Origin of the sequence: Paenibacillus sp., assembly GCF_031177825.1 — a bacterium.
GTDB lineage: Bacteria > Bacillota > Bacilli > Paenibacillales > YIM-B00363 > Paenibacillus_AE.
The window spans coordinates 140,388-163,736 of sequence record NZ_JAPSKE010000004.1 but is presented as its reverse complement, the minus strand read 5'-3'; the positions used below and the strand labels follow the sequence as shown (position 1 = coordinate 163,736).

The 23,349-nt window shown below is 56.1% G+C and carries 18 protein-coding genes; 15 read left to right on the top strand and 3 right to left on the bottom strand.

All coding sequences use genetic code 11. The features are described 5' to 3' along the window. Positions 1-10 precede the first annotated feature (10 nt). The 4 genes from RIN49_RS06485 (at position 11) to RIN49_RS06470 (ending at position 7,992) form a co-directional block, all read left to right on the top strand. Complete coding sequence (locus RIN49_RS06485) at positions 11-892, top strand: carbohydrate ABC transporter permease (protein ID WP_309119345.1); 882 nt, start codon at positions 11-13, stop codon at positions 890-892. A 21-nt stretch (positions 893-913) separates the two neighbouring features. Then, the gene (locus RIN49_RS06480) at positions 914-2,521 is read left to right on the top strand and encodes an extracellular solute-binding protein (RefSeq protein WP_309119344.1); all 1,608 of its coding nucleotides are present in this window, start codon (positions 914-916) and stop codon (positions 2,519-2,521) included. Positions 2,522-2,570: 49 nt separating this feature from the next. Beyond that, positions 2,571-7,262 carry a CBM96 family carbohydrate-binding protein gene (locus RIN49_RS06475; protein WP_309119343.1) on the top strand — a complete coding sequence of 1,564 codons (4,692 nt, stop codon included), beginning with the start codon at positions 2,571-2,573 and terminating at the stop codon, positions 7,260-7,262. 268 nt (positions 7,263-7,530) lie between these two features. Further along, entirely contained in the window at positions 7,531-7,992 is a 462-nt protein-coding gene (locus RIN49_RS06470; RefSeq protein WP_309119342.1) for a hypothetical protein, read from the top strand. A gap of 258 nt (positions 7,993-8,250) precedes the next feature. Here the strand turns inward: RIN49_RS06470 and RIN49_RS06465 are convergent, their stop codons facing one another. Beyond that, entirely contained in the window at positions 8,251-9,231 is a 981-nt protein-coding gene (locus RIN49_RS06465; RefSeq protein ID WP_309119341.1) for an SLAC1 family transporter, read from the bottom strand. Between the two features lie 139 nt (positions 9,232-9,370). On the opposite strand from RIN49_RS06465, the gene RIN49_RS06460 reads away from it, so the two are divergent. The 11 genes from RIN49_RS06460 to RIN49_RS06410 all read left to right on the top strand — a co-directional run bounded on the left by RIN49_RS06460 (position 9,371) and on the right by RIN49_RS06410 (position 20,202). Next, entirely contained in the window at positions 9,371-10,282 is a 912-nt protein-coding gene (locus tag RIN49_RS06460; RefSeq protein WP_309119340.1) for a LysR family transcriptional regulator, read from the top strand. 106 nt (positions 10,283-10,388) lie between these two features. After that, positions 10,389-11,198: a class I SAM-dependent methyltransferase gene (locus tag RIN49_RS06455; RefSeq protein ID WP_309119339.1), complete on the top strand. Its 810-nt coding sequence runs from the start codon at positions 10,389-10,391 to the stop codon at positions 11,196-11,198. Between the two features lie 582 nt (positions 11,199-11,780). Beyond that, complete coding sequence (gene rpmG, locus RIN49_RS06450; RefSeq protein WP_309119338.1) at positions 11,781-11,930, top strand: 50S ribosomal protein L33; 150 nt, start codon at positions 11,781-11,783, stop codon at positions 11,928-11,930. 85 nt (positions 11,931-12,015) lie between these two features. Beyond that, positions 12,016-12,489, top strand: coding sequence for a hypothetical protein (locus RIN49_RS06445; protein WP_309119337.1), 474 nt, complete (start codon positions 12,016-12,018; stop codon positions 12,487-12,489). A 417-nt stretch (positions 12,490-12,906) separates the two neighbouring features. Then, positions 12,907-14,058, top strand: a complete 1,152-nt coding sequence (locus tag RIN49_RS06440; protein WP_309119336.1) for an enolase C-terminal domain-like protein — start codon at positions 12,907-12,909, stop codon at positions 14,056-14,058. Positions 14,059-14,231: 173 nt separating this feature from the next. Then, on the top strand, positions 14,232-14,816 hold the full coding sequence (locus RIN49_RS06435; RefSeq protein ID WP_309119335.1) for a TetR/AcrR family transcriptional regulator: 585 nt from the start codon (positions 14,232-14,234) through the stop codon (positions 14,814-14,816). 63 nt (positions 14,817-14,879) lie between these two features. Further along, positions 14,880-16,268, top strand: a complete 1,389-nt coding sequence (locus RIN49_RS06430) for an MFS transporter (RefSeq protein WP_309119334.1) — start codon at positions 14,880-14,882, stop codon at positions 16,266-16,268. A 7-nt stretch (positions 16,269-16,275) separates the two neighbouring features. Continuing rightward, positions 16,276-16,596, top strand: a complete 321-nt coding sequence (locus RIN49_RS06425) for a luciferase domain-containing protein (protein WP_309119333.1) — start codon at positions 16,276-16,278, stop codon at positions 16,594-16,596. 219 nt (positions 16,597-16,815) lie between these two features. Further along, positions 16,816-18,576, top strand: a complete 1,761-nt coding sequence (locus RIN49_RS06420; protein ID WP_309119332.1) for a DUF5050 domain-containing protein — start codon at positions 16,816-16,818, stop codon at positions 18,574-18,576. A gap of 300 nt (positions 18,577-18,876) precedes the next feature. Beyond that, positions 18,877-19,386: a CBO0543 family protein gene (locus RIN49_RS06415; protein ID WP_309119331.1), complete on the top strand. Its 510-nt coding sequence runs from the start codon at positions 18,877-18,879 to the stop codon at positions 19,384-19,386. A 594-nt stretch (positions 19,387-19,980) separates the two neighbouring features. Continuing rightward, positions 19,981-20,202 (top strand): hypothetical protein, encoded by a 222-nt coding sequence (locus RIN49_RS06410; protein ID WP_309119330.1) that lies wholly within the window; start codon positions 19,981-19,983, stop codon positions 20,200-20,202. Between the two features lie 406 nt (positions 20,203-20,608). Here the strand turns inward: RIN49_RS06410 and RIN49_RS06405 are convergent, their stop codons facing one another. Together RIN49_RS06405 and RIN49_RS06400 are read right to left on the bottom strand one after the other, a co-directional pair. After that, entirely contained in the window at positions 20,609-22,033 is a 1,425-nt protein-coding gene (locus RIN49_RS06405) for an MBOAT family O-acyltransferase (protein WP_309119329.1), read from the bottom strand. 2 nt (positions 22,034-22,035) lie between these two features. Next, positions 22,036-23,112 (bottom strand): SGNH/GDSL hydrolase family protein, encoded by a 1,077-nt coding sequence (locus tag RIN49_RS06400; protein ID WP_309119328.1) that lies wholly within the window; start codon positions 23,110-23,112, stop codon positions 22,036-22,038. Positions 23,113-23,349 lie beyond the last annotated feature (237 nt).

Below are 23,349 nucleotides of genomic sequence, written 5' to 3'. Positions count from 1 at the left end.
GGGTGACGAGATGAAGCTTTCCCGCGGCGAAAGATGGTTTACCGGCGTCAATTACGCGCTGCTCGGTCTCGCCGCTCTGGCGACGTTGTATCCGTTCGTCTATGTATTCTCCGCTTCGATCAGCGATCCGCTACAGGTCGTCTCGGGGAATGTGCTGCTCCTCCCGAAACAGCTGACGTTCGCGGCGTACGAGAAAGTTTTGTCCGAACAAGGCATCTGGATCGCATACGCGAACACGCTGTATTACACCGTGACCGGCACGTTGGCCAGCCTGCTGCTGACGATCTGCGGCGCGTATCCGCTGTCCAAGAAACGGCTGGCCGGCGGTTCGATCATCAGCTTCGTCATCGCGTTCACGATGTGGGTCAATATGAGCGGGCCGGCGGGGATGATCCCCTTCTATTTGAACATGAGGGAACTGGGCCTGTTGAATACGCGAGAGGGGATCGTCATCGGCTTCGCCATTACGACGTTCTATGTGTTCTTGATGCGTACGTTTTTCGCGAACGTGCCCGAAGCGCTCGAAGAAGCGGCGAAGGTGGACGGCGCGAGCGACTTGGCGATTTTGTGGCGCATCTACCTGCCGCTGTCGGTTCCCGCCATGGCGACGCTCGGGCTGTTCTACGCCGTGTCGCGGTGGAACGGGTATTTCTGGTCCATGGTGCTGCTGACGGACGCGGATAAGGTTCCGTTGCAGGTGCTGCTCAAGAAGATGGTCGTCGAGATGAACGTGAACGAGATGATGGACACGGTCGATCAGGCGGCGAATTATGCGCAGGAGACGATCATCTATGCGACGATCGTCGTCTCGATCCTGCCGATGGTGGCGGTATATCCGTACATCCAGAAGTTTTTTGTCAAAGGCATTATCGTGGGTTCGATTAAAGAATAACGAAGAGGGGTTGGAATCGAGATGGGAAACAACGCTCGTACGCGCTTTGCGATCGGCGCGGCGCTCATCGCCGCGATGGTCGTCGCAGGCTGTAACGGAACGACGACCGCTCCGCCGGACGCATCGATGCCGGCAACGACGTCCGAAGGGGCGGGGGCGCAGCCGGAAGCGCCCGTCGAAGTCGGAGGATATGCGTCGGAGGAGCCATTGGAGCTGAAGATTCATCTGCATTACAACGATATGACCGTGTTCAAGGACGATTGGAGTACGTTCCGGCAAGCCGCCGAAATCACGAACGTCACCCTGAAGGGAACCGCCTCCGAGACGGCGACGAACAGCAACGAAGTGTTCAATCTGATGCTCGCCTCCGGCAGTCTGCCGGACATTATTCACGGCAACAAGGATCCGATGAACGAAGCGGGGATGGACGGCGCGCTGATTCCGCTCGACGAGCTGATCGAGGAGCATGCGCCGAACATCAAGAAATTTCTCGAAGAGCACGACTGGGCCAGGAAAGGCTCGCTGAACTCGGACGGCAAGCTGTATTACATTCCGTTCGTGATGGACGGGAAGGCGTCCACCGGCTTCTTTATCCGGCAGGATTGGCTCGACAAGCTCGGTTTGCCCGCGCCGACCACGGTTGACGCCTACTATGAGACGCTTGTCGCGATCCGAGACGGCGACCCGAACGGCAACGGGAAGAAGGACGAGGTGCCGTATTTCAACCGCAATACGGCAGGCGCGCTCGACCTCGTGCAGCTGTTCGGCGGCCATACGGGGTGGTACGAGGATGGCGGGACCGTACGGTACGGGAAGTACGAACCGGAGTATAAAACCGCCATGGTCGAGCTGGCGAAGTGGTACGCCGAAGGCTTGATCGACAAGGAGATTTTCACGCGCGGCGGCAAAGCTCGGGAGATGCTCCTTGGTAATAACACGGGCGGTTCGACGCATGATTGGTTCGGCAGCACGGCGTCTTACAACGACAGGCTTCAGAGCGAAGTCCCGGGCTTGAACTTCCTCCCGATCGCCCCTCCGGCCGACGTGAACGGCGTCGTGAAGGAGATGTACAGCCGCTCGCTGCTGCCGGGGAAAGGATGGGGCATCTCGTACAGCAACAAGCATCCGGTCGAGACGATCAAGTATTTCGATTTCTGGTTTACGGAAGAAGGGCGGCGTCTGAACAACTTCGGCGTCGAGGGCGTCCATTACGACATGGTCGACGGCAAGCCGATCTTCAAGGCGGAAGTGCTGAACGGCGAATTGCCCGTCAATACGTTCTTGTACGGCGAAGGGGCGCAGATCGAAATCGGCTTCCAGCAGGACTTCTCGTACGAAGAGCAATGGCTGAATCCGATCGCTCGGGACGGCATGCGGATGTACATCGACAACGACTTTTTTCTGCCGCAGTTCCCGCCGGTCTCCTTCAAGGAAGAGGAGCAAGCCGTCATTACGCAGAAGTGGACCGCGATCGATACGTTCATCCGGGAGACGGAGCAAAAGTGGATCATGGGCGCCGAACCGGTGGAGCCGAATTTCGACGCGTATCTTGGGGCGTTAAAGAACATGGGCATGGACGAAATCGTTGGCATCTATAACGCAGCGTACCAACGTTATAACGGGAAGTAATCGGAGAAGTGAGCGAGTCTGAACCTATACGGGCAGAGGAGGATATCCGATGAGAAAGAGAATCGCGCGGCGGTTCGTCGCGTCGATGGTTGCGCTGCTGCTGTTCGCTTGCACGGTTATACCGGCAGGGGCGGCGGAGGAGATGGGCGGCGCCGAAAGCGCGGTGCCGAATTTGCTCGCGAACGGCGGTTTCGAGGAGGCGGGCGCCGGCGGCATGCCCGCCGGGTGGTCGCTCTGGACGGCGAGCGGAACGCTGCAGACGGGGACGGCGGAGGGCGTCGCATACGAGGGAACGAAGTCGCTGCGCATCCATGCCGACGCGTTGTCCCGCGGCGCCGTCGGGCAGACGATTTCGACGGGCGTCGTGGGCGGCGCCTCCTATGAATTCGGCGTCGCGGTCAAGACGGAAGGGCTTCGGTCCGACGATCGCGGGGCGACCGTGCGGGTGCAGTTTTACGGCGAAGGCAACGTCAACACGGGCAATCACGTGATGATCGGCAGCGCGAAGGGCGACCAAGACTGGACGCCGCTGCGCCAGACGTTCCAGGCGCCGACCGGTACGGTTCGCATTCAGGTACAGCTGTTTTTATGGTCCGGGACGGGGACCGCGTGGTTTGACGAGGCGGTTCTGGCGCGGACGCAAGATCCCGGCCCGGGGCCGGAGGAGCCCGAAGAACCCGAGGATCCCGAGGCTCCCGGCTTGTTCGAAGTGCCGGCAGGGGAGGACATCGTCGCTTTGCTGAAGACGAGATACCCCGGCAAGGAGCATCCTCGCATTATCGCGACGGAAGACGACTTCGCCCGCTTGCGCGAACGCGTCGAATCCGACCCGCTGACGCGGATCTGGTACTTGCGGTTGAAAGAGGACGTGCTGGCGTCGTTCCGGCTGCCGCTGCCGACGTACGACATTCCGGACGGCTATCGGCTGCTGGAGACGAGCCGGCGCGTGCTGAACGATCTTCAACATCTCGGCATTATGTACCAGATCGAGAAGGATGAACGCTACTTGGAACGGGCGTGGGACATTTTGCATGCGGCGGGCAGCTTCCCGGACTGGAACCCGCAGCACTTCCTGGACGTCTCCGAGATGACCAACGCCTTCGCGATCGGCTACGACTGGTTTTACGACGGCTGGACGGAGGAGCGGAAGGCGTTCCTCGTGAACGCGATCGAGGAGATGGGGCTCATCCCGGCTGTTCAGGTATACCGCGGGGAAGTGCAAGGCGCGTTCGGCCGAAGCGGCTGGATCAACGCCGTCAACAACTGGAATACGGTCGTTAACGGCGGGATGGCGATGGGCGCGCTGGCGGTCGCCGACGAGAGCGAGCCGCTTGCGGCGATCGCCGCCGACGTGTTGGAAGGCGGACTGCGCTCGATTCAACGGGTGCTGCCGATGTTCGAGCCGGACGGCGCGGGCGAGGAGGGTGTCGGGTATTGGGCGTACAACGCGAATTATCTCGTGTATTATTTATCGACGCTCGATTCCGCTCTCGGCACCGACTACGGCATCTCCGAATTGCCGGGCATCGAGGAGACGTCCTACTTCCCGATCTTTATGGGCGGACCGCGAGGAACGTTCAACTACGGAAACAACGGTTCGAACTATACCCAGACGCCGAGCTTCTTCTGGTTCGCGAACCGGTTCGACGATCCGGATGTCGCTTGGTATCAGCGGTCTAGGGTGGGGGAACGAGGCGGTCCGCTGGATTTGCTCTGGTACGACCCGGAACTCGTCGGCGCCTCCGCGCAGTTCCCGTTGGACTTTCGGTTTCTGAAGGTGCATTCAGCCAGCATGCGCAACGCTTGGAACGACGATTACGCCGCCTTCGTCGGGTTCAAAGGCGGCAACAACGCATGGAACCATAATCACTTGGATTTGGGGACGTTCGTGCTGGATGCGCTCGGCGTACGCTGGGCAACGGAGCTCGGGTCCGACAATTACAATCTCCCGGATTATTTCGGCGCCGGGCGCACCGCGTACTATCGGATCCGTACAGAGGGTCAAAATACGCTTGTGCTGCAGCCCAACGCGGCTCCGGGGCAGCGCGTCGACGGCAAAGCGGCCATCGTGCGCGCGGAGTCGTCACCGTCGCATGCGTTCATGATCGCGGACTTGACCGACGGGTACGCCGATCAAGCGACGGAAGCGAAACGGGGGATCGCGCTTACGGACGAACGCCGCCACGTCTGGGTGCAGGACGAAGTCGCCCTGCGCACGCCCGGCGACGTCTACTGGTTCATGCACACGACAGCGGACATCGACGTGATCGAGAACGGTCGTGCCGCCGTCCTGCGCGACGGGGAGCAGCGGCTGTACGCGGAGCTCGTCGCGCCGACCGACGCGGCGTTCCACGTGCGGAAGGCGGAGCCGCTGCCGACGTCCCCGAACCCCGAGGGTCAGGCGACGAACGCGCTGAACAAGCTGACCGTGCGCGCGGAGAACGTCGGCGCGCTGCGGCTCGCGATCCGCTTCACGCCGCTCCTCCCGTGGGAGGAGGCGCCGACGGATCGGCCGACGGCCATCCCGCTGGCCGAATGGGCGGTCGATCCCGCGCCTAAGGCGGCGCTCGCCGGCCTGACGATCGACGGCGCCCCGCTGGCGTCGTTCCGGCCCGACACGTTCACGTACCATCTCCCTGCGCCGGAGGAAGGCGCCCCTGTACCGGTCGTCGGCGCGTGGGCTGCGGATGCGTCCGACGTTGTCGAGATCGTGCCTGTGCAGACGCTGCCGGGAACGGCGGTCGTCCGCGTCGAATCGGCGGTAGACCCTGCATCGGCCGTAGAATATCGCATCCATTTCGTCCGGCCGGCGTCCGCGACGAGCGACGTCGTAACGGCGAGCGCGCATGACGGCAACGTGCCGCTCAATACGATCGACGGCAATTGGAATACGCGATGGTCCGCCGAGGGCGCGGGGCAATGGATTCAATACGACCTCGGCCAGGCGCGGACGGTCGACTACGTCGATATCGCGTTCTACAGCGGGGACCGGCGTTCTACGCGATTCGACATTCTCGCGTCCGGCGATGCGCAGCAATGGACGACCGTCTACAGCGGGCAAAGCAGCGGGACGACGAGCGGCTTCGAACGGTTCGCCTTCGAGCCCGTAGACGCGCGGTTCGTCCGCATCGTAGGGTACGGCAATACGAGCAATCATTGGAACAGCATTACGGAGGTATATATGGAAGGTCTCCCCGACATCGTCAAGCCCGTGCGCTTGGCCGAGTTGTCGGTCGGCGCGCCTTCGGATTCGATTTCTGTGGGGCAATCGATCCGGCTCGCCGTACAGGCGTTTCGTTCCGACGGCTCCGCGGCGCCGATCGAGTCGCTGGCGCTCCGGTATGCGACATCGGATCCGGCAGTAGCGACCGTCGGGAGCGACGGACTCGTTGCCGGCGTCGGGCCCGGGTCGGCGATTGTCAGCGTCGAGGCGATCGAAGACGGCTACGCGGTCGTCGGCGCCTTCCGCTTGACGGTGACCGACGGATCGATCCGAGTGTCGCCGCAGGCGGACGCGTTCGTTCGCGGCGGGTCGTTCGCGGCGCAAAATTACGGCGGCGCGACGTCGCTCACAGTGAAGCGCGACGCGAATGCGGACTATCACCGCGAGGGGCTGATGCGGTTCGACTTGTCCGCGATCGCCGGGGATATCGAGTCCGCGAAGCTGTTCCTGTACGTCGGGGTCAACGATACGGCGGGCACGGAAACGGTGTTGTCCGCGTACGCCGGCGACGGCGAGTGGGAGGAACGCACGGTGACTTGGGCAACGAAGCCTGCGACCGGCGAACGGCTGGCGACGGCGCCCGTAAACAACACGGTGCAATGGGTCGAGATGGACGTGACGTCGTACGTCGCACAGCGGCGGGCGGCCGGGGAGACAGTGCAATTCGTGCTCACGCACGCGCCGGAGCATCGAGGACTGGCCACGAACATTCACAGCCGGGAGCGCAGCGGGACCGCGCCGTACTTGCGCATCGTCGAGGCGGAAGCTCCCCCGGAACCGCCGACGACCGTTGCGTCGTTGTCCCCTAGCGAGCCGACCGGTCTGAACGGGTGGTATACGGAGCCGGTGACGCTGACGCTGACCGTCGAAGACGCGTCGGCGGAGACCGTGACGGAGTACCGCTTGGAAGGCGAGGACGCATGGCGTCCGTACGTGCAGCCGACGACGTTCGCCGCGGACGGAGAGTATCGCGTGCAATACCGTTCCCGCAGCGATGCGGGAGGCGTCGAGGACGCCCGGGACCTCTCGTTCGCCCTGGACGCTAACGCGCCGACCGTTACGCTGAACGTGTACGGCGGTTACGCGTCTTCCGCCGTTGTTCTGCCGGCGGATTGGGTCGTCGGCATTGCGGATGCGGGATCGGGCGCGGCACCGGAGTCGTTGGCGATGACGCTGGACGGCAAGTCGCTGCAGACGGATCAACCGCTGTCGCTGTATACTCTGCCGCTCGGGACGCATCGGTTGGCGGTAAGCGTCGCCGATGCCGCAGGCAATGTCGCGATGGCCGAAGCGTCGTTCACGACGGAAGCAAGCTTAGAGACGCTGCAGGCGCTGACGGACGAATTTCTGGCGCAAGGCCGAATCGATAATGTGGGCGTCGCCAACTCGCTGCATGCGAAAATCGAGAGCGGCCAGCTGCACGCCTTGATTGCGGAGCTCCGCGCGCAATCGGGCAAGCACATCGCCGAGGATGCGGCCGCCATCCTTCTTCGCGACGCGGAGGCGCTGCTGAAATAATAGTTCCCATCGATCGACACAGATTGGAAGTGCCCGAGGTTCTCCCGGGCACTTCCTTTTTCATTCGTCCGCTGTGACGAAGGTTCGGTTTTGTTGACTTCTCCGGGTGTCTGAATCACGAGAACGGTAAGTGCCCGGTTGGGTAATAATGGTTGTCGGCATAGGATAGTTATTGTGGCACTGGCGCACTTGGGAAACAACGGGTATACCTTATTTGAGGTGAATTCGTCAGTACGAGCAATAGTATGATAGCGAGGGGGATCCGAAATTGAGGATTTTTATTTCTAGCCTTGTGATTGCTGCGATTTTGATGGTTCTGAGCGGCTGCAACGAATCGCAGGAGGCTGGCATCGAAGCCGACGCCAGCCCTTTCTTTACGACGGGCACAGGGGCGGTGATGCAGGGGATCGAGGGCAAGATGGGGCTTCTAGGACCCGAATTTGTCGCGGGAAAACCCAACAAGCACATGTGGCATTTCTGGGGTACGGAAGATGAGTTGGGCGGAAAGTTTAGTGCCGAAGCGGTGAACTTGGCGACAGGCGAAAAAATTAATCCGTTCCCGTTGGATTTCCCCGCCTCGATCGGCGGACCGAATAACGGAGCCGACGGACACGCTCCGTCTTCCATCGAACTTCCCGAGCCCGGAATGTGGCAGTTGGACGCTTATTTCGACGGCAAGCGCTTCGCGAGCGTCATCGTGGAAGCAAAGCTGCAGACGGGCGGGCAGTAACTGATCATGTCGCGAGCGTCTTTTTGACCTCAGGCGCATCGACATGCGAAAAAATGTCTATATCCTGATTGTCGTTTGCAGGGGCGGCACCTTCGATTTCATCCGTGGCAGTGTACACCTCTGTCCCATTCCTACGGAATCGGTAGGTGACCGCGATAAGGGTAGGAGATAGTTCTTGTCGTCCCGTCGGACGACAAGAACTTTTTTCGATTACACCCGCTAGGAATGCGGTACTAAAGAGCAGCGTCGACATGCGAATTACGCGGCTTTGTGAGGGGAAACAACTGGAAAGTAAGTTCCGGATCTCATAAGCGAAAATGTGCCGACCGTTACGAGAAGCGTTAGCACGACGGAAGCGGATAGAAGCGCCGCAGCGACATATCCGAGCGTCGTATGCGGTTGCGTCATGAGAAGGTACCCTTGCGCAACGGTGGCTACACCGAATGTGTAAGCCCAATAACCCGGTGCGAATGCTTGCTTTCGAAGCCATCGATAGGATAGCAGCAAAGCGACGATTTGAAACAAAGAATATCCGGCTAACGCAAGGGTGACAAGGTCGGACGAGCCGCCGCCGAGCACTTGGTACGCGACGAGGGCGATGGCCGCGGGAGCCATATATATGCCCATGACGTTTCTTACTTTCACCTCGAGCCCGCCGTTCATCAGTTGTTGAAGCAGAACGGAGTCTAAAATGAGCCAGGAGATGACCCCTACTCCGAATACCATCCGTCCGTAGGTTTCGTAACCGAGCAGTCCGGCTGCAAGAGCGTTAACCAACACGCTGGCGGAAAACGGAAGCAGCAAGGACGGGGTGATCTGCGACCCGGAGCGAGGTAAGGTCCAAGTGCTGGAAACCCGATAGGCGGCATATATAAGGTTTGCCGCGGATCCAACCCAAAATAACGCTCGGGCCGTCTCGGCATGGTAGGGGTCGCAGACCAATGCTATCAAAATCATCGACTCCGGGAGCAACGCAATAAATGAAGATTGAACGGGGTCCCTCCATTCCTGCAATGCGGTCTGACGATGGGAGATCCATTTATTGATATAGAGCAACAACCACCAACCCCAAGATAAAACCGCCGCCCCTTCGAATAGCTCTCCGCACCACAAGGGAAGTTCCCAGCTAGGACCTGCTAGCCGCAACGCGTTACCGGTTTCCGCCAAACCTAGCGTCATGGCGAAATAAGAGGCAGGAGCTGCCGGTACATTGCGAAGCTTTTGCTTGATAATATTCATAAAGATCCTCCGTTCTTGTATGTTGTTGCCTGTAATTATTTTACGTTCTATAATCGATTTATCAATACTATCGTTTCGATGATAATGATTTAAAAATTATATCGAATGATATGGCGGCATCGGATATGGAGGGATCAGAATGGAAATCAAGCAACTCGAAAGCTTTTTAACGGTGTGCGACACGCTTCATTTCACCCGCGCAGCAGAGCGTTTGAATACATCCCAGCCTACCTTGAGTTATCAGATCAGGCTTCTGGAGCAGGACTTGGGGGTGCCCCTGTTCGACCGGATCGGAAAGAGGGTCGTCCTCACCGAAGCCGGGCGGATTTTACGAAAGTACGGCGTCGACATGTTCAGCGCTTTACATGGCGCTAGGAATGCGATCAGGGATTTGGAGGAGGCCGAGAGCGGCACGCTCGCCATCGGGACGCTTTACGGCGAGATGAACGAATGGGTGTCGAGAATGCTGATTCCGTTTTGTCGCGAACACCCGGGGATCGATATAAGGTTGCACGCGTTCCAGGACGTTATGGAACCGTTGCTTCGGATGGACCTCGATTTTGCGGTTACGATCCTTCCGGCGGACGATGATAGAGTCGAGACGGTGCCCTTGTACAGCGAGGACTTCTATGCGGTGACGAAGAAAGACAGCCTCTTAGCAGCAGCGGGGAAAGTTACCTTTGAGGAATTGGGAAAGCAATCGCTCGTCCTCTTCCCGCAGACGCATCGTTGTCGCAAAATGATTGATAAGATCGGGGACGGGACAGGGGTGACGATCCGTCCGAAGATCGAAACGAGCGCGATCGAATCCGTCTTTCAGCTTGTCGAAGCAGGTGTCGGCGTGTCGATTCTTTCCAAGACGTTGCTAGACCTTTATTTGCGCGATCCTCTCGTCGCGATACCGATCTCTGAACCGTCGATGAGACGGCAGATCGGACTCGTGTACTGGAAGGAGCGATATCGAAGCAAGGTAGCCGAACGATTCATGACGTTGTTGGTCCGCGACGCGAATCGCGAGGCACGGGGAACGCTTACAAAAAGCAATCCGTAAGTTTGGGTGACACGTACTAGCCCCGTTAATTAATGGGCGACAAGAATTAGACCCTATTGTAGACTGTGGAGAAACCCATGGGTTTCCGAGGGGAGAATGTGGTACGATGCACGCGAAAAAAGATAACAAAAAGTTGCGCGAGTCATTTGAACAAGCCGCGAATATTTATCAGCAAGCGCGCCCGGATTACCCGGAACCGTTATTCGACGATGTCATCCATGTGACAAATTTGCAACCGGGCGATCGTTTGTTGGAAGTCGGTTGCGCTACAGGAAAGGCCACTCTTCCGTTAGCCAATCGGGGCTTTACAATGACTTGCATAGAACTTGGCGCCGAGCTCGCAAAAATCGCACGCCAAAACCTCGTCGGAATGGACGTTACCGTAATAAATGAGAGCTTCGAAGGGTGGCAACCGGAGGCAGAGAGTCGGTTTGATCTGGTATTCGCCGCAACCGCTTGGCGATGGGTCGATCCCCAAGTGAAGTACAATAAGGCATGGCAGATCCTTCGTCCCGGCGGACACTTGGCATTTTGGAACGCAGATCACGTTTTTCCGGATGATGGGGACCCGTTCTTCCGTGAAATTCAAACCGTTTACTATGAGATCGGCGAAGGTGAATTGGTGGACAATAACGATTGGCCGCGGCCCGGGGAACTTCTCGAGCAAAGGGATGAGATCGAGAGAAGCGGCCTGTTCGAGATGGTTCACGTCCGGCATTTCGATTGGGAGCGCATGTATCGTGCTGACGAGTACATTACACTCCTCGAAACCTTCTCCGGGCACATCCTTATGGAGGAATGGAAGCGCCATAAGCTTTTCAACGAAATCAAAGTTCGCTTGGAGAGTCGCCCGGAAAAGTCGGTTCGTCGCCACTGGGGCGCTGTTCTCCATGTCGCCCGTCGAAAAGATCGCTAAGCTTATCGGGGAGCTGCCATATCGTGCAAGTTTCTTGATAAGATAAAAATATTACGACAATGGAGGCGTTGTCTACCGGGTCTATGGAAAATCACATTCACTATGGTCGGGGTATTCAAAAATTGGGGAACGACGAAATCATACTTTCTTCCGAAAAGTCCGTCCGTCGCAATGGGAACAAGGTGTTTCGGCCATCGGGTCCGTGGACGCCCAGCGTTCACGCGTTATTACGGCAGTCGCGAGGTACTGAGCTTTATTGATGGGGAGTTAGTTCACCCAGGCCCTTGGAGCGACGACGCGTTGGCGGTAGTCGGAATGGGCAGCAGCATGGATTCTGCGAAATCGCATCGTTTTGCAAAATGCGCTTGTTTAGTTAGGCATGGACCCCGCCCAATACGCGATTAGCACGCTAAAACATCGAAGAATGCGTAGGAAGAGTGGTTCTCGCCCCGATCGGGCGTCCACTTGAGAAAAAAAGCAGCTCGCGATAGTCATTGACAATAAGGGATGCAGACACTACAATTAAATCGTAACAATTACGATTAAGTGAATGGATTATTTAGAAAAGCGGAGGGATTACCCGTGAGAGTTGTCGTTACTTTGGCATGCACAGAATGCGGCGATCGGAACTACACGACGTCGAAGAATAAGAGGACGCATCCGGGGCGATTAGAAATGAGAAAGTACAGTCCGCGTTTGAAAAAATATACGATCCATCGCGAAACGCGGTAATCGTAAAACGAATACCAGGAGCATTCGAACCCCGTTAAGGTCCGAATGCTTTTCATTTACGGCAGTACAACGGGAGGTAGTGTTTATGACTGCTCATCATCCGTTCTCCGGCGAAGAACTGACGATCAGCCGACATGCGCCTCAGCGCTGGCTTCGGAGGGAGGGGGAATTGGCCCGATGGGTCGATCTCCCCAAGTTGAAGAGGAGCCCGAAACAACTCGTCGATTTCGGTTGCACGCAAGTCGACGAAGAGCTGCTTCCGGCGCTGCAGCAGTTATGGGGCATGAACGTAAAAACCGAGTTTTCTTGCGCTGGGGTAAGCCTTAAGGACGAACCGGAGGATCACTCTTTGTACGCTTATGTTACAGTCCTCCACTCGAAAGAAACGCGACGATTTGTTGAGTTTCTTATGGATCGAATGCGACACCGCATTCTTATCACGTTTGAGCCCGAACGCAATCGGTACGATCTGTCTTCGTTTTTCATTGCGCACAACCGTTCCTTCTGCTTCTTGCTTGCACAGTACGCTCGACGGTACGCGCTTGGCTTGAATCAGTAATAAGCGATTGAAAATAATGTGTGGAATCTAAGCGTTTAGGAAGAGCCTCGGATCAGACTGATCCGAGGCTTTTTCATTTTTCTTTTCCAATCGTAAGGCGCGGCTTCCCCCTAATCTCGCAAAAGTCGGGGAGTTAGAACCTGTTGATGAAGATCGGGGATTTGGAAAGAGGCGAGCTTCAGCGCCATTATTTATTTGACCGCATAGACTTGCAGACGTAAAAGAAAGCGATCGTCCATGCGCAACATGTATGGAAGCATGGCCGAGGCGAACAAATCGACGGATGCTGGAAGAATTGGTATAATTCCAATAAAGAAACGGCCTATTTAATAAACTGGTGGGGAAGACGCCTGGGGAATCGGAGTATGAACGAGGAATCATCATTCATTAGTTTATTCATGAGGGAGCGGGGTCGAAATGAATCTGTCAGGGATCGATCAAGATTGGGTCGTCGAGAAGATCGAATTCGCAAAACTGCACGGGGAGCGGGCGCGCAGCGCCGGGGCGAACGCCAGACTAGGCGTTCACGGCAAAGCCTGCCAAGTGAGCCTTGTTCGAATCACGATCGACGGCAAGACGGCGTATGGTGCCTCGCACATTACGAAGGAGCAGGCGGACAAGTGCGTAGGGAGGAGCGTTCGAGACTTCTTCGACGAGAGCGGGAAAATTGTCGAGCCTTACCGGATCGGTCTCGAATACCCGCTATTGGATTGGTTAGGACGCAGGTGGAATCAACCGGTGTACGAACTGGTCCGGGGAAATCGCAATCCGTCCCCTAGCGGGTTGGCCGTTCCATGTTACGACACTTCCCTCTACTTCGACGATTTGCATCTTACCGACGACAAGGATGCGGTAAAGCTCATTCAGGAAGAAGCCAAACAAGGATACGCGAAGGGACATCGCAACTTCAAGATCAAGGTGGGCCGCGGCGGGATGCATATGCCGTTGATGGAAGGGACGAGACGGGATATCGCGATCGTGGAAGGCGTCAGGGAAGTCGCCGGCCCGAACGGGAAGCTGATGATCGACGCGAACAATGGGTACAATCTTAACCTGACGAAGCAAGTGCTGACCGCTTTATCGGACGTCGGGTTGTACTGGATCGAAGAAATGTTCCACGAGGACAATGAATTGTACAAAGACTTGAAGACGTGGCTGAAGGAACGGGATCAGAGGGTGCTGATCGCGGACGGAGAAGGGGATGCCTCCCCGCGCTTGATCGACTGGGCCACGCAGGGATACGTGGACGTGCTGCAATACGATATTATCCATCCCGGCTTTACCCATTGGCTGGAGCTTGGCGGGAAGCTGGATGAACATGGTTTGTTCACGGCGCCTCATTGCTATGGGAACGCCTACGGCATTTATGCAACGGGGCATCTATCGGCCGCCATCCAAGGGTTTCAGTTCGTGGAATGGGATGACATTACGATCCAAGGGATGGACGCAAGCGCTTATTCCGTGGAAGAGGGGAAGTTCTACGTTCCGCCGAAAGCGGGATTCGGGCTAGATTTCGACGACGATCTGTTCACCTATCAAGTCACTCAAGGCGGTTGGAAGAGTGAATAATGTATAGCCGTCTTGGTCCAGCATACTTACGAGGTAGCGACTTTTGCTACCTCTTTTTCGTGGTGCCGCATCTACGCGATAAACGTCGCAGTCGAGGACTTGACAGCGCGATTCGATTTGTGAATAATTGGATGTAAGTAAGTACTTACAAAATCGATGGGCAGGAACGATTCATGAAACAAGCGGAGAGCACCGGCGACAAGTTGATATTGGCGGCGATCGACCTGATCGCGGAACAAGGGTACGACGGGACGACGACGAAGGAGATCGCCGCGGCGGCTGGAGTCAGCGAAGTGACGCTGTTTCGGCATTTCGGCAGCAAACAGGCGCTGCTCGTCGCCGCGTTCGAACGCTACCATTACGCGGGAGAAATGACGAAGCTGTTCAGCGAGCGGCTGACGTGGGACGTGCGGACGGATTTGCTGTTGATCGGAAGGACGTACCATGCGATTATGAACCGGAACCGGAAGCTGATCGATATCGCGCATAAGGGCGGCAGCCGGCTGCCCGGGGAAGTGCGCAAGCACGCTTCGCAGCATCCGGTCCAATTGAAGAAGCTGCTGACGAACTATTTCTCGGCGCACCTTGAACAAGGGAACATCGCCCCGATCGATCCGGAAATTACGGCCATGTCGTTCATGTGGATGAATTTAGGGGCGTTCAGCAGCAACTTGGTGGAGTCGTCGAATTCGAACGTTACGCTCGACACGTTCATCGAGCGGAGCGTCGATCTTTTCGCTAGGGCGCTGGTTCCCTAGTTTTTTCTTGCGCAGTGTGTAAGTAAGTACTTGCAAACATTGAAATGGAAGGATGTTGTCCCCATGCAGATTTCATCCAAAGAACTGGCCGGTCGGCGCATCATGCGCGTTATGCTGTTCACCGCCGTCTTCAGCGCGATGAGCGTGTTCACGTTTAACATCGTGCTGCCGGAACTGAGAGCGGAATTTCAGATCGACTTGGCCCAAGCGAGCTGGCTTTCCTCCGGCTATCTTCTCGTTTATGCGATCGGAAGCGTCGTTTACGGTAAGCTGGCGAACCGATACCGCCTGAAAAATTTGCTGACGTTCGGGCTGATCGCGTTTGCCGCCGGCTCGCTGATCGGCTTCGCGTCGACGGCGTTCTGGGAAGCGTTAGCCGGCCGACTCCTGCAGGCTGCCGGCGCGGCGGTCGTTCCGGCGGCGGCGATGCTCATTCCGATCCGTTACTTTCCGCCGGAGCGGCGGGGCGGGGCGATGAGCATGACCGCCGCCGGCTTGGCGCTCGGCACCGCGCTCGGCCCCGTCGCGGCCGCGCTGCTGCTCGCCGCCCTGGATTGGCGGTGGCTGTTCGTGCCGCCCGTTCTCGTTGTGGCGTTGGTACCGTTTTTCCGAAAATACGTGAACGACGAACCCGCTTCGAATCCCGGGAAGCTCGATTGGCCCGGGGCCGCGTTGATTGCCGCGACGGTCGGGCTCGCGCTGCTCGGCGCGACGTATTTGTCGGGGTGGTTGTTCGCGGCGGCAGCCCTGACGCTGTCCCTGCTCGTTTGGCGGCTTGCGACCGCGTCCGAACCGTTCGTGCAGCCGGCGTTGTTCCGGAACCGGAGCTACTCGAGCGGTTTGGCGTTGGCGGCCCTGATTTCCTGCGTCGCGAGCGGCATGGCGTTATTGCCCCCGGTGCTTCTCGCCGACGTCTACGGACTCGACTCCGAATGGATCGGCTTTGCGCTCGTGCCGGCCGCCGTCGCTTCGTCCCTGCTGAGCCGCACGGGCGGGAAGCTGGCGGACCGGAGAGGGGACGCCAGCTTATATGCGCTTGCATCCGGGCTGCTAATCCTGTGTTTCGCGCTGCTTGCCGCGTTTTCCGGCGCAGCGCCCGTTTGGACGATTCCGTTGTTCCTGATCTTCGGCAACGTCGGCCAGACGTTCATCCAAGTCGCCGTCTCCAACTCGCTGTCCAAGACGTTGTCGAAAGAACAGGCCGGCGTCGGCATGGGGTTGTTCACGATGACGAATTTTATCGTCGGCGGCATGGCCGCGAGCGTCTACGGCTTGCTGCTCGAGATGGATGCGCCCGGCTGGAATCCGCTCGCCTCCGGCGCGAACGCCGGGATGTTCGCCAATGTGTTTTTGGTCTTCTTGATCCTTCATGCGGGATTGCTGGCATATTACCGGATGCGGTTCCGTCCGACTCGGTTGAACGAGGAGCGGTTGTCCGCCGAAGGGAGGTGAAGGCACAATGGCGAAAACGGACGGAACGGCGCTGATCGAAACGGTTCGTTCCTGGCCGGGCGTGTCGCTACGGCCGCATCGGTTCGGCGGGACGGAATTCGTCGCGAACGGGAAGGAAATCGGACATATTCACGGCGTATCCCTCGTCGATCTGATGCTGCCGAAGGCTGCGCGCGATGAAGCGATCGAGCTCGGCAAAGCGGTAGCGCACCACGTGCTGCCGGAATCGAACTGGGTTTCGGTTCATTTGCGCACGGAGACGGACGTCCGCAGCGCGCTCGAACTGCTTCGTTTCAAGTATAACCTGCTGATCACTTCGGAGCCGTAGGCGACGCGACTCGGATACGTTGGAAAATAAGACGGACCTCCTTTGGGCGGTCCGTCTTACGTTCCCGATAGCGAATAAGGCAAATACGGCGCTCCTCGGTAAGGACAGCGGATGGCGCCTGTCCCGTAAATCAGGGGAGGGATGAAACTTTTCGCATCGGCGAAGCGTCTCATTTTCGAGATGACCTGGTTGTATGCGAATGGGGAGGGTAATTTTCCTATGGGGAAAAGATGGCTGTTGCCGATAGTGGCGCTTTGCGTACTCGTCGGCGGTTCGTCGGCGTACGCCGACGAAGCGACGAAGCGTCCTTTGGACGACATATTCGACGAGCTTGTGATCGTACCGTACGATTATCAAGGGAAAGCGTTCGTTCGGGGGCAGAAGACCGACATCTACGGGGAGTATGAAATGGTTCAGCGCGATAACCGCGTCCTGGTACCGATCCGGCTCATGGGGGATTTGGCGAGCGCCGTCGCGCCTTGGAGTCCTGAGCGTGGGTCGTGGCAAGTGAACTGGGACGCCCAGCGTCCGAACGAAGTTCTCATTTTCAACGCCGCTCAGAGCAAGACGATTTTGTTAACAGTAAACAGCAAGACGATGTTGGTTAATAAGCAACCTGTCGCGCTCGACGTGCCGCCGCAGAAAATTAACGGGCGCATCATGCTGCCGCTCCGAAGCGCGGCGACGGCGCTCGGCACGAAGATCGACTGGCTGGACGGGTTGATACTGCTTGGCGACCGGTCGGCCGATCTGGCGCATCCGCGCACGTTGGCCGTCAAAGACGCGATCCGGAGACAGCTGTCCGATTCCCGCGAGCGGGTGGCTTACACCGAGAAGGCGCTCCGTCCGTTGGCGAAATCCGGGAACGCGGTCTATTATGTAAAGTCCGTATATGACGATAAAGGTGGAACGGAACTGCTCTACCGGAAAGTCGAGGGGCAGAAAGAGAGCAAGGTACAAGTGCCGGGCGTGCCGAGTTTTAGTACCGGTAAAATCATCGGAGATGATTATTATTTCTACACGAAAGTAGACGGCAGAGCGGAACTTCATGCCTACGACTTCGCGAAACAGGAGCACCGGAGGGTCGCTTCGCTGGCACCATGGGATCCTGGGGAAGGCTGGGGGTGGCTTGACGACGTGATGTTCATCGACGGCGAGCTGTACGTGAACCTGCATACCGGCGATTTGACGATGGGGTCCGAGATCCTGTATAAGGTCGAGAACGGCGTGATTAGAAAAGTGCTGTCCGCCAAGAGCCTAATTCAACTGGCCAAGGACGGGAACGAACTATATTATACGGACTCGAGCTTCATGGGTAACATGCAGAACAATTTGAGCCGGATCGATGCGACGACGGGGGAGGAGACGATCGTCGGGGAGTCCGGTTATACTTACGGGATTTACCGGAGCATCCGCGGGGACGGCGTTAGCTACGGAGGGAACGGATCTTTGTACGCGAAGGATGGATTTGTGTATTCGTTAGGATACAAGGAGAGCGACCCGAAGGACGTCAGCGCCGTGTACCGAATCGATGCCGCGGCCGGAACGCAAGCGAAGCTGACCGCGCCCGCGAAGCAGTTTTGGATGTTCGACGACCGCATCTACTATATCGACGAAGCGACGAGCGCGTTGCATCGCGTCGACGCGGACGGGAGCAACTTGACCGTCGTATCGGAGGAAGCGGCATCCGACGTCCGGTTCCATAACGGATCGGTGTATTTCGTGGCGGGTGGACTGCAAAGGTACGATCCGGCCACCGGAAAGCGTACGGAGCTGAGCGCGGGGCCTATCGCCTCCTACTGGACGGGGGAAGCCGGCGTTTACTTCACGTCTCAAGGGTACGAACCCGGATTGTTTACAATCGAAGCGGACGGAAGGCATACGTCACTGGTAAAGGATAACGTGGATCAGGCGGTGCTTACCGACGCGGGCATGGTTTATACGTTGGTTTATAAAGATGGGGTTTACTCGGGACAGTGATTCTATAGCTGGGGAAGACGAATCCGCGCGTATGGGCGTTCGTCTGGTGGGGCATGTGAAAAACAAATGACGGATGTCAAGAACGTAACCTATTGATGCCGGCCCGCTTCGTACGCGGGTCTTTTTTGTCGTGTCAGACAATTACTTGTCGCGGGCATACAACATAACGGAATTCGGTGGTAATGTCAGGCTGTCAGGGAATGTATCGATCTTGCGAAGGAAACGATCCTAATTCACCGAGTAAAAATGTAAGGAAGAGGTGAAAATACCCGAACTGGAATACACTGGGGTGAGGTTTCTTTGCTTCATATCGCGATCTATGTATGGATTTTATTCGCCGCTTGGAAATGGGCTGACTTCAAAAACTGGAAAAGTTACCATGCAACCATGCTTTTCATGTCTGTATCCGGGTTAACCTATGCCCTTCTGGCCAACGATCTAACATTTTATTTATGGCGTTATCCGACTACTGACATTCTGAGCGCGGAACTCACCGATTTTATTTATTGCGTCCTTATGTATCCGCTCATTGTATTGCTCTACTTGTCCCATTACCCCGAGACGAAGTTCAGGCGGATTCTCCGAATCCTCAAATATGTAGTTATCTTCGACGTCTTGGAGGTGATCGGGCTCGAGACGGGCTCGATCAGCCATAACCATGGGTGGGATATGGCTTGGTCCACCTGGTTCAACCTCGTGACCTTCTGTATGTTAAAGATCCACCACGAAACCCCGTTGATCGCTTACATCCTGTCCGCGCTCATTATTTCGTATTTGCTCAACCATTTTCAGGTGCCTGTTTGGGAGTGATCTGCAACGACGCGACGTCCGCGGCGGACGGCGAGACGGTAGGGCGCATGCTTCATTCTTCTACATCGAGGATTTCATATGTAGACTGTAAAGAATGGAGGGCAAACGCTCCTCTGATGTTGAGATGTGGAGGCAAACTTATGCTTCCAAAGCGAGAAATCCCTCGGGTATCAAGGGATTTTTCAATACGTTTAGTAAACATTTAACTATCTTGAATTTGCAGATCTGCGCTCCCCGTTTCACTTTGACCGATTAACGGCATACGTCTAAACGCGATCAAGGTAAAAAGAGCAATTCCCACAAAAACCGCGGATATCATAACCGCAACCGTATGCACACCATTGGCGAAAGCCACTCTTGCCGCTTGCAGGAGAGAATCGGCCAGCGAACCAGGTAGGCTTCCCGCTGCCGAGACCGCTCCGGATAAGCTTTCGCGGGAAGCTTTTGCCGCTTCCTCTCCTAGCCCGCTGCTATACACGATGACGTAACGTAAGGGTCAAGGTGTATGTCCAAAAAAAAGAAAATCCAGGAATCGATCTTCAACGCAGTTTTTTGGTAATACTATCCTTACCCATTGGATAAAGGAGGTTAATCGTGTTTCGTTCCGATGACGATGTGTACGGGGTAAACAAAAGGGAACTCGAGGTGGATTCGGACAGTAACGAGGATCCGAATCGGGAGAACCTGTTGGATGATTCTTTCGAGGCTTGGTACGATAATATCAAGGAGACGGCGGGGCGGAAGTTGGAGTTGACCAATGTCCCGAAAGAAAACGTTTTTGACGCAGCTGTTCGTTTGGATGAGGATCAGTCTTAAGAACTGAGTTCGATGTTTTATCTACGATAAGGCGAGGCTGCCTTCGGACCGAACGGCGGCCTCGTAAATGTGTGAACACTACGAGGAATGGCTGCGATGGACACGTACCATATGGTTCAGCAACTCGGATTGGATTCGGACGGGATCGGATTTCCCGAGACGGCAAAGTGCGGCTTGCCGACGAAGGTGTACCAGCGGCAGTTCGAGGCATTCCGGTCGGCGGTTTCATGCCGGCCATGCTCAAGCGGATTTAGGAGCGGCGTTCGTTCAATCCGAAATGGGACGTCGCGGTCCGATGACGCGTTCAAGAACCCCCGGAAAGCTCCGGTCCCCGCCCATAGCGGAACGCGCTGCCGCCGGAGGACCGGATTTGTTTTGCGTTGCGGGTTGGAGGAGGAGTATTCGTTTAAAATTGAAAGTATATAAAACTGCTTTCTTCTCCACGCAAGAAGAGAATTATGAGCCAAATGAGTCCGGCGTAGGCAAGACCGCGAAGCGGCGACGGCACTAGGCCGTGCCACAACGAGCCGATCCTGCCTGCGTGCTTACGAAACAAATATTCAGCGATATGAAGTATATATAAACCTGCAGCCACGGTAAAGAGCAAGGCAACGCTGCCATTCCACTGCGACGGGTGAATCTGAAGCATCCGTCCGACCATGCCCAACGCATTGCCGATCCCGTCGGCCCGGAAGAATACCCACCCGATACATGTGATGTGGAAAAACGCGATAATCGTCAATGCCCGATACAGCATATGTTCCCGTAACGCATCCAAGCGATTCGCGCCCAATGCGCCCGAGTATATTTTATGAGCGACCAGTAATAAGCCGTGAAACATTCCCCAGGCAAGGAAGGTCCAAGCCGCGCCATGCCATAATCCTGATACCGTCATTGCAATAAACAAATTCGTATACTGGCGGAACCGCCCTTGGCGGGAACCGCCTAAAGGAATGTAAATATAATCCTTAATAAAGCTGGAAAGCGTGATGTGCCACCTGCGCCAAAATTCCGTCCCGCTCCCGCTTATATAAGGGGTGCGGAAATTGATGTCCAACTTCATCCCGAAGAAATAGCCGATCCCGACGGCCATCTCGCTGTACGCAGAGAAATCAAAATAAATCTGAAACGCGAACAAATAAGCGGCCGCCCAACCTTCCATCCCGTTCAATTGTTCGCTTCGTTCGAACAGAACGTTAACTTCCTCTGCGATATCATCCGCAAAGACGATCTTTTTCACCAGTCCCAGACAAAAATACGCCGCTCCGATTCGCATGTTTGACCCGCTGAACCGAATGTTTGTTAGTCGTTCGATCTGGGGAAGAAAGTCCTTGCCGCGCATAATCGGCCCCGCCACCAACTGACCAAAGAAAGAAATAAATACCCAGAATTGGATCGGACTTCTAGTAGCTTCCAACTTCCCCTTGTATACATCCACCGCATAAGCGATCAACTGGAAAGTGTAGAACGAGATACCCACCGGCAAAATCATTTTCGAAAAAAAGGTCTCCATCTCCACCAGCTCGATCCCGGCAAGACGTTCGACGTTCGTCAACATGAACATAGCGTACTTAAAGCATACCAAATTCGCCACGTTAAGGACTATGGTAGCCGTAAGCAGCAAGATCCCATGTCTCCCGCGAATTCCAAGGGTGCAAACGAAGGTAATCGCGGCGACCGCGATGAATAGCGCGAGGTAACCGACCCCCGTCGCTCCATAAAACACCGCATTCCCCAAAGCGAGTACGTATAGCCTGGAACGAGGAAACATATAAAAGACTACCATGTTCAACAAGAGCAATACTAAAAATTCAGGCGTATGGAAAAACATGTTCAACGATTCCCGCCTTTACTCATAAGTTTCCACACTGCATCGGCGATTTGTCGGTAGCCTTCGCTGGTGAAGTGCGTATGATCCGTAAATAAGTCGTTAGGAATTCGGCCGTGAAGATTGACATACTGAACCGGCTTACCGGCAAAATACGCGTCGATCGACTTCAGGTTGGCCTGATAACCCGGCTTCGTCACGTATCGTTCCATGAGCTCCGTATTCACGCCAGTCAAGAAAAACAACGTTTGCTTTCCTCGCTGCAAATCTATAATTTTTTCTAAGAAATAGATCTGCAGGCTGGATTCCGTCATATCGAACGGCTCGTCCCGCATGGCATCGGTATATTGCCTCTGCTTTAGAAGTTCGGGCAGCTTCGGTTTTTCGTACCATGGCCTCGGGTCTCCAAGCGTATCGCTCTTCTCCGGATTCCCGGGGACGAAACGAAGGATATCCTGCTTGACGAACTCCTTGTATCGGTACATTGCAATTCTCGGATACACTCGATTTACGAAAAAATCCTGAATCTTCTCCAGCGCCGTCTCCGGCGGACGATACCCCGTCGCGACCAGCTGCGGGAGGGACCTCTCGAACGCTCTTGGGTCAAGGCGGCGCAGTTCATCCTTCAGCCAGAAAACGATCGCCGCCCCGGGGTCCCGCCTCGTAAAACCCGCATATCTGACATTGATAGCGACATGCTCGCGCGGAATCCCGTATTCCTCCAATTTCAGGAGCATGGTATAAATATCTCCCGCCTGAAACGAAGGAAGAGCTAAGTTATAGATGAGAGGCGGTTCCTCTTCGTTCTCGGTCATGCTCTTTAAGTAGTATCCGATGGACTCGTCGGAGGACACAGGACCGCTGTACGCTACGGAATCCCCCAGGAGGATGACGACCTCCTTCTCGGGGTGAGCACGGACTTCCTTGCGGATTTGTTCCAGTACAGCGTCGTACATATAGAGATTGTCCCTCACCGTCTGATAATCGACCCGGTAGCCGATGACGTGCGCCGAAGGGTAAATAAGGGGCAACCCAATTTGGAAGAGCACTAAGAAAATGATCATATAAATGAACGACTTCATTGCGGCCGATACTCCTATCTCTATAGTCTTCCTAGTTAAGTTGTGTAGGTTTTAAAAAAACATCAATTTCCTTAATTTAATGCATCGGCCACGTTTTGGAAAGTGTCAACATGAAGCTACCGTAGAAGAAAATGATTCAGGACCGATGGGAACGACCATACTTCCGTATCCGTTATTAATACAGGTGAGGAGGATTTGCGTCCTCGAATGGAAGAATAAAGGAGTGCTGATATTTTG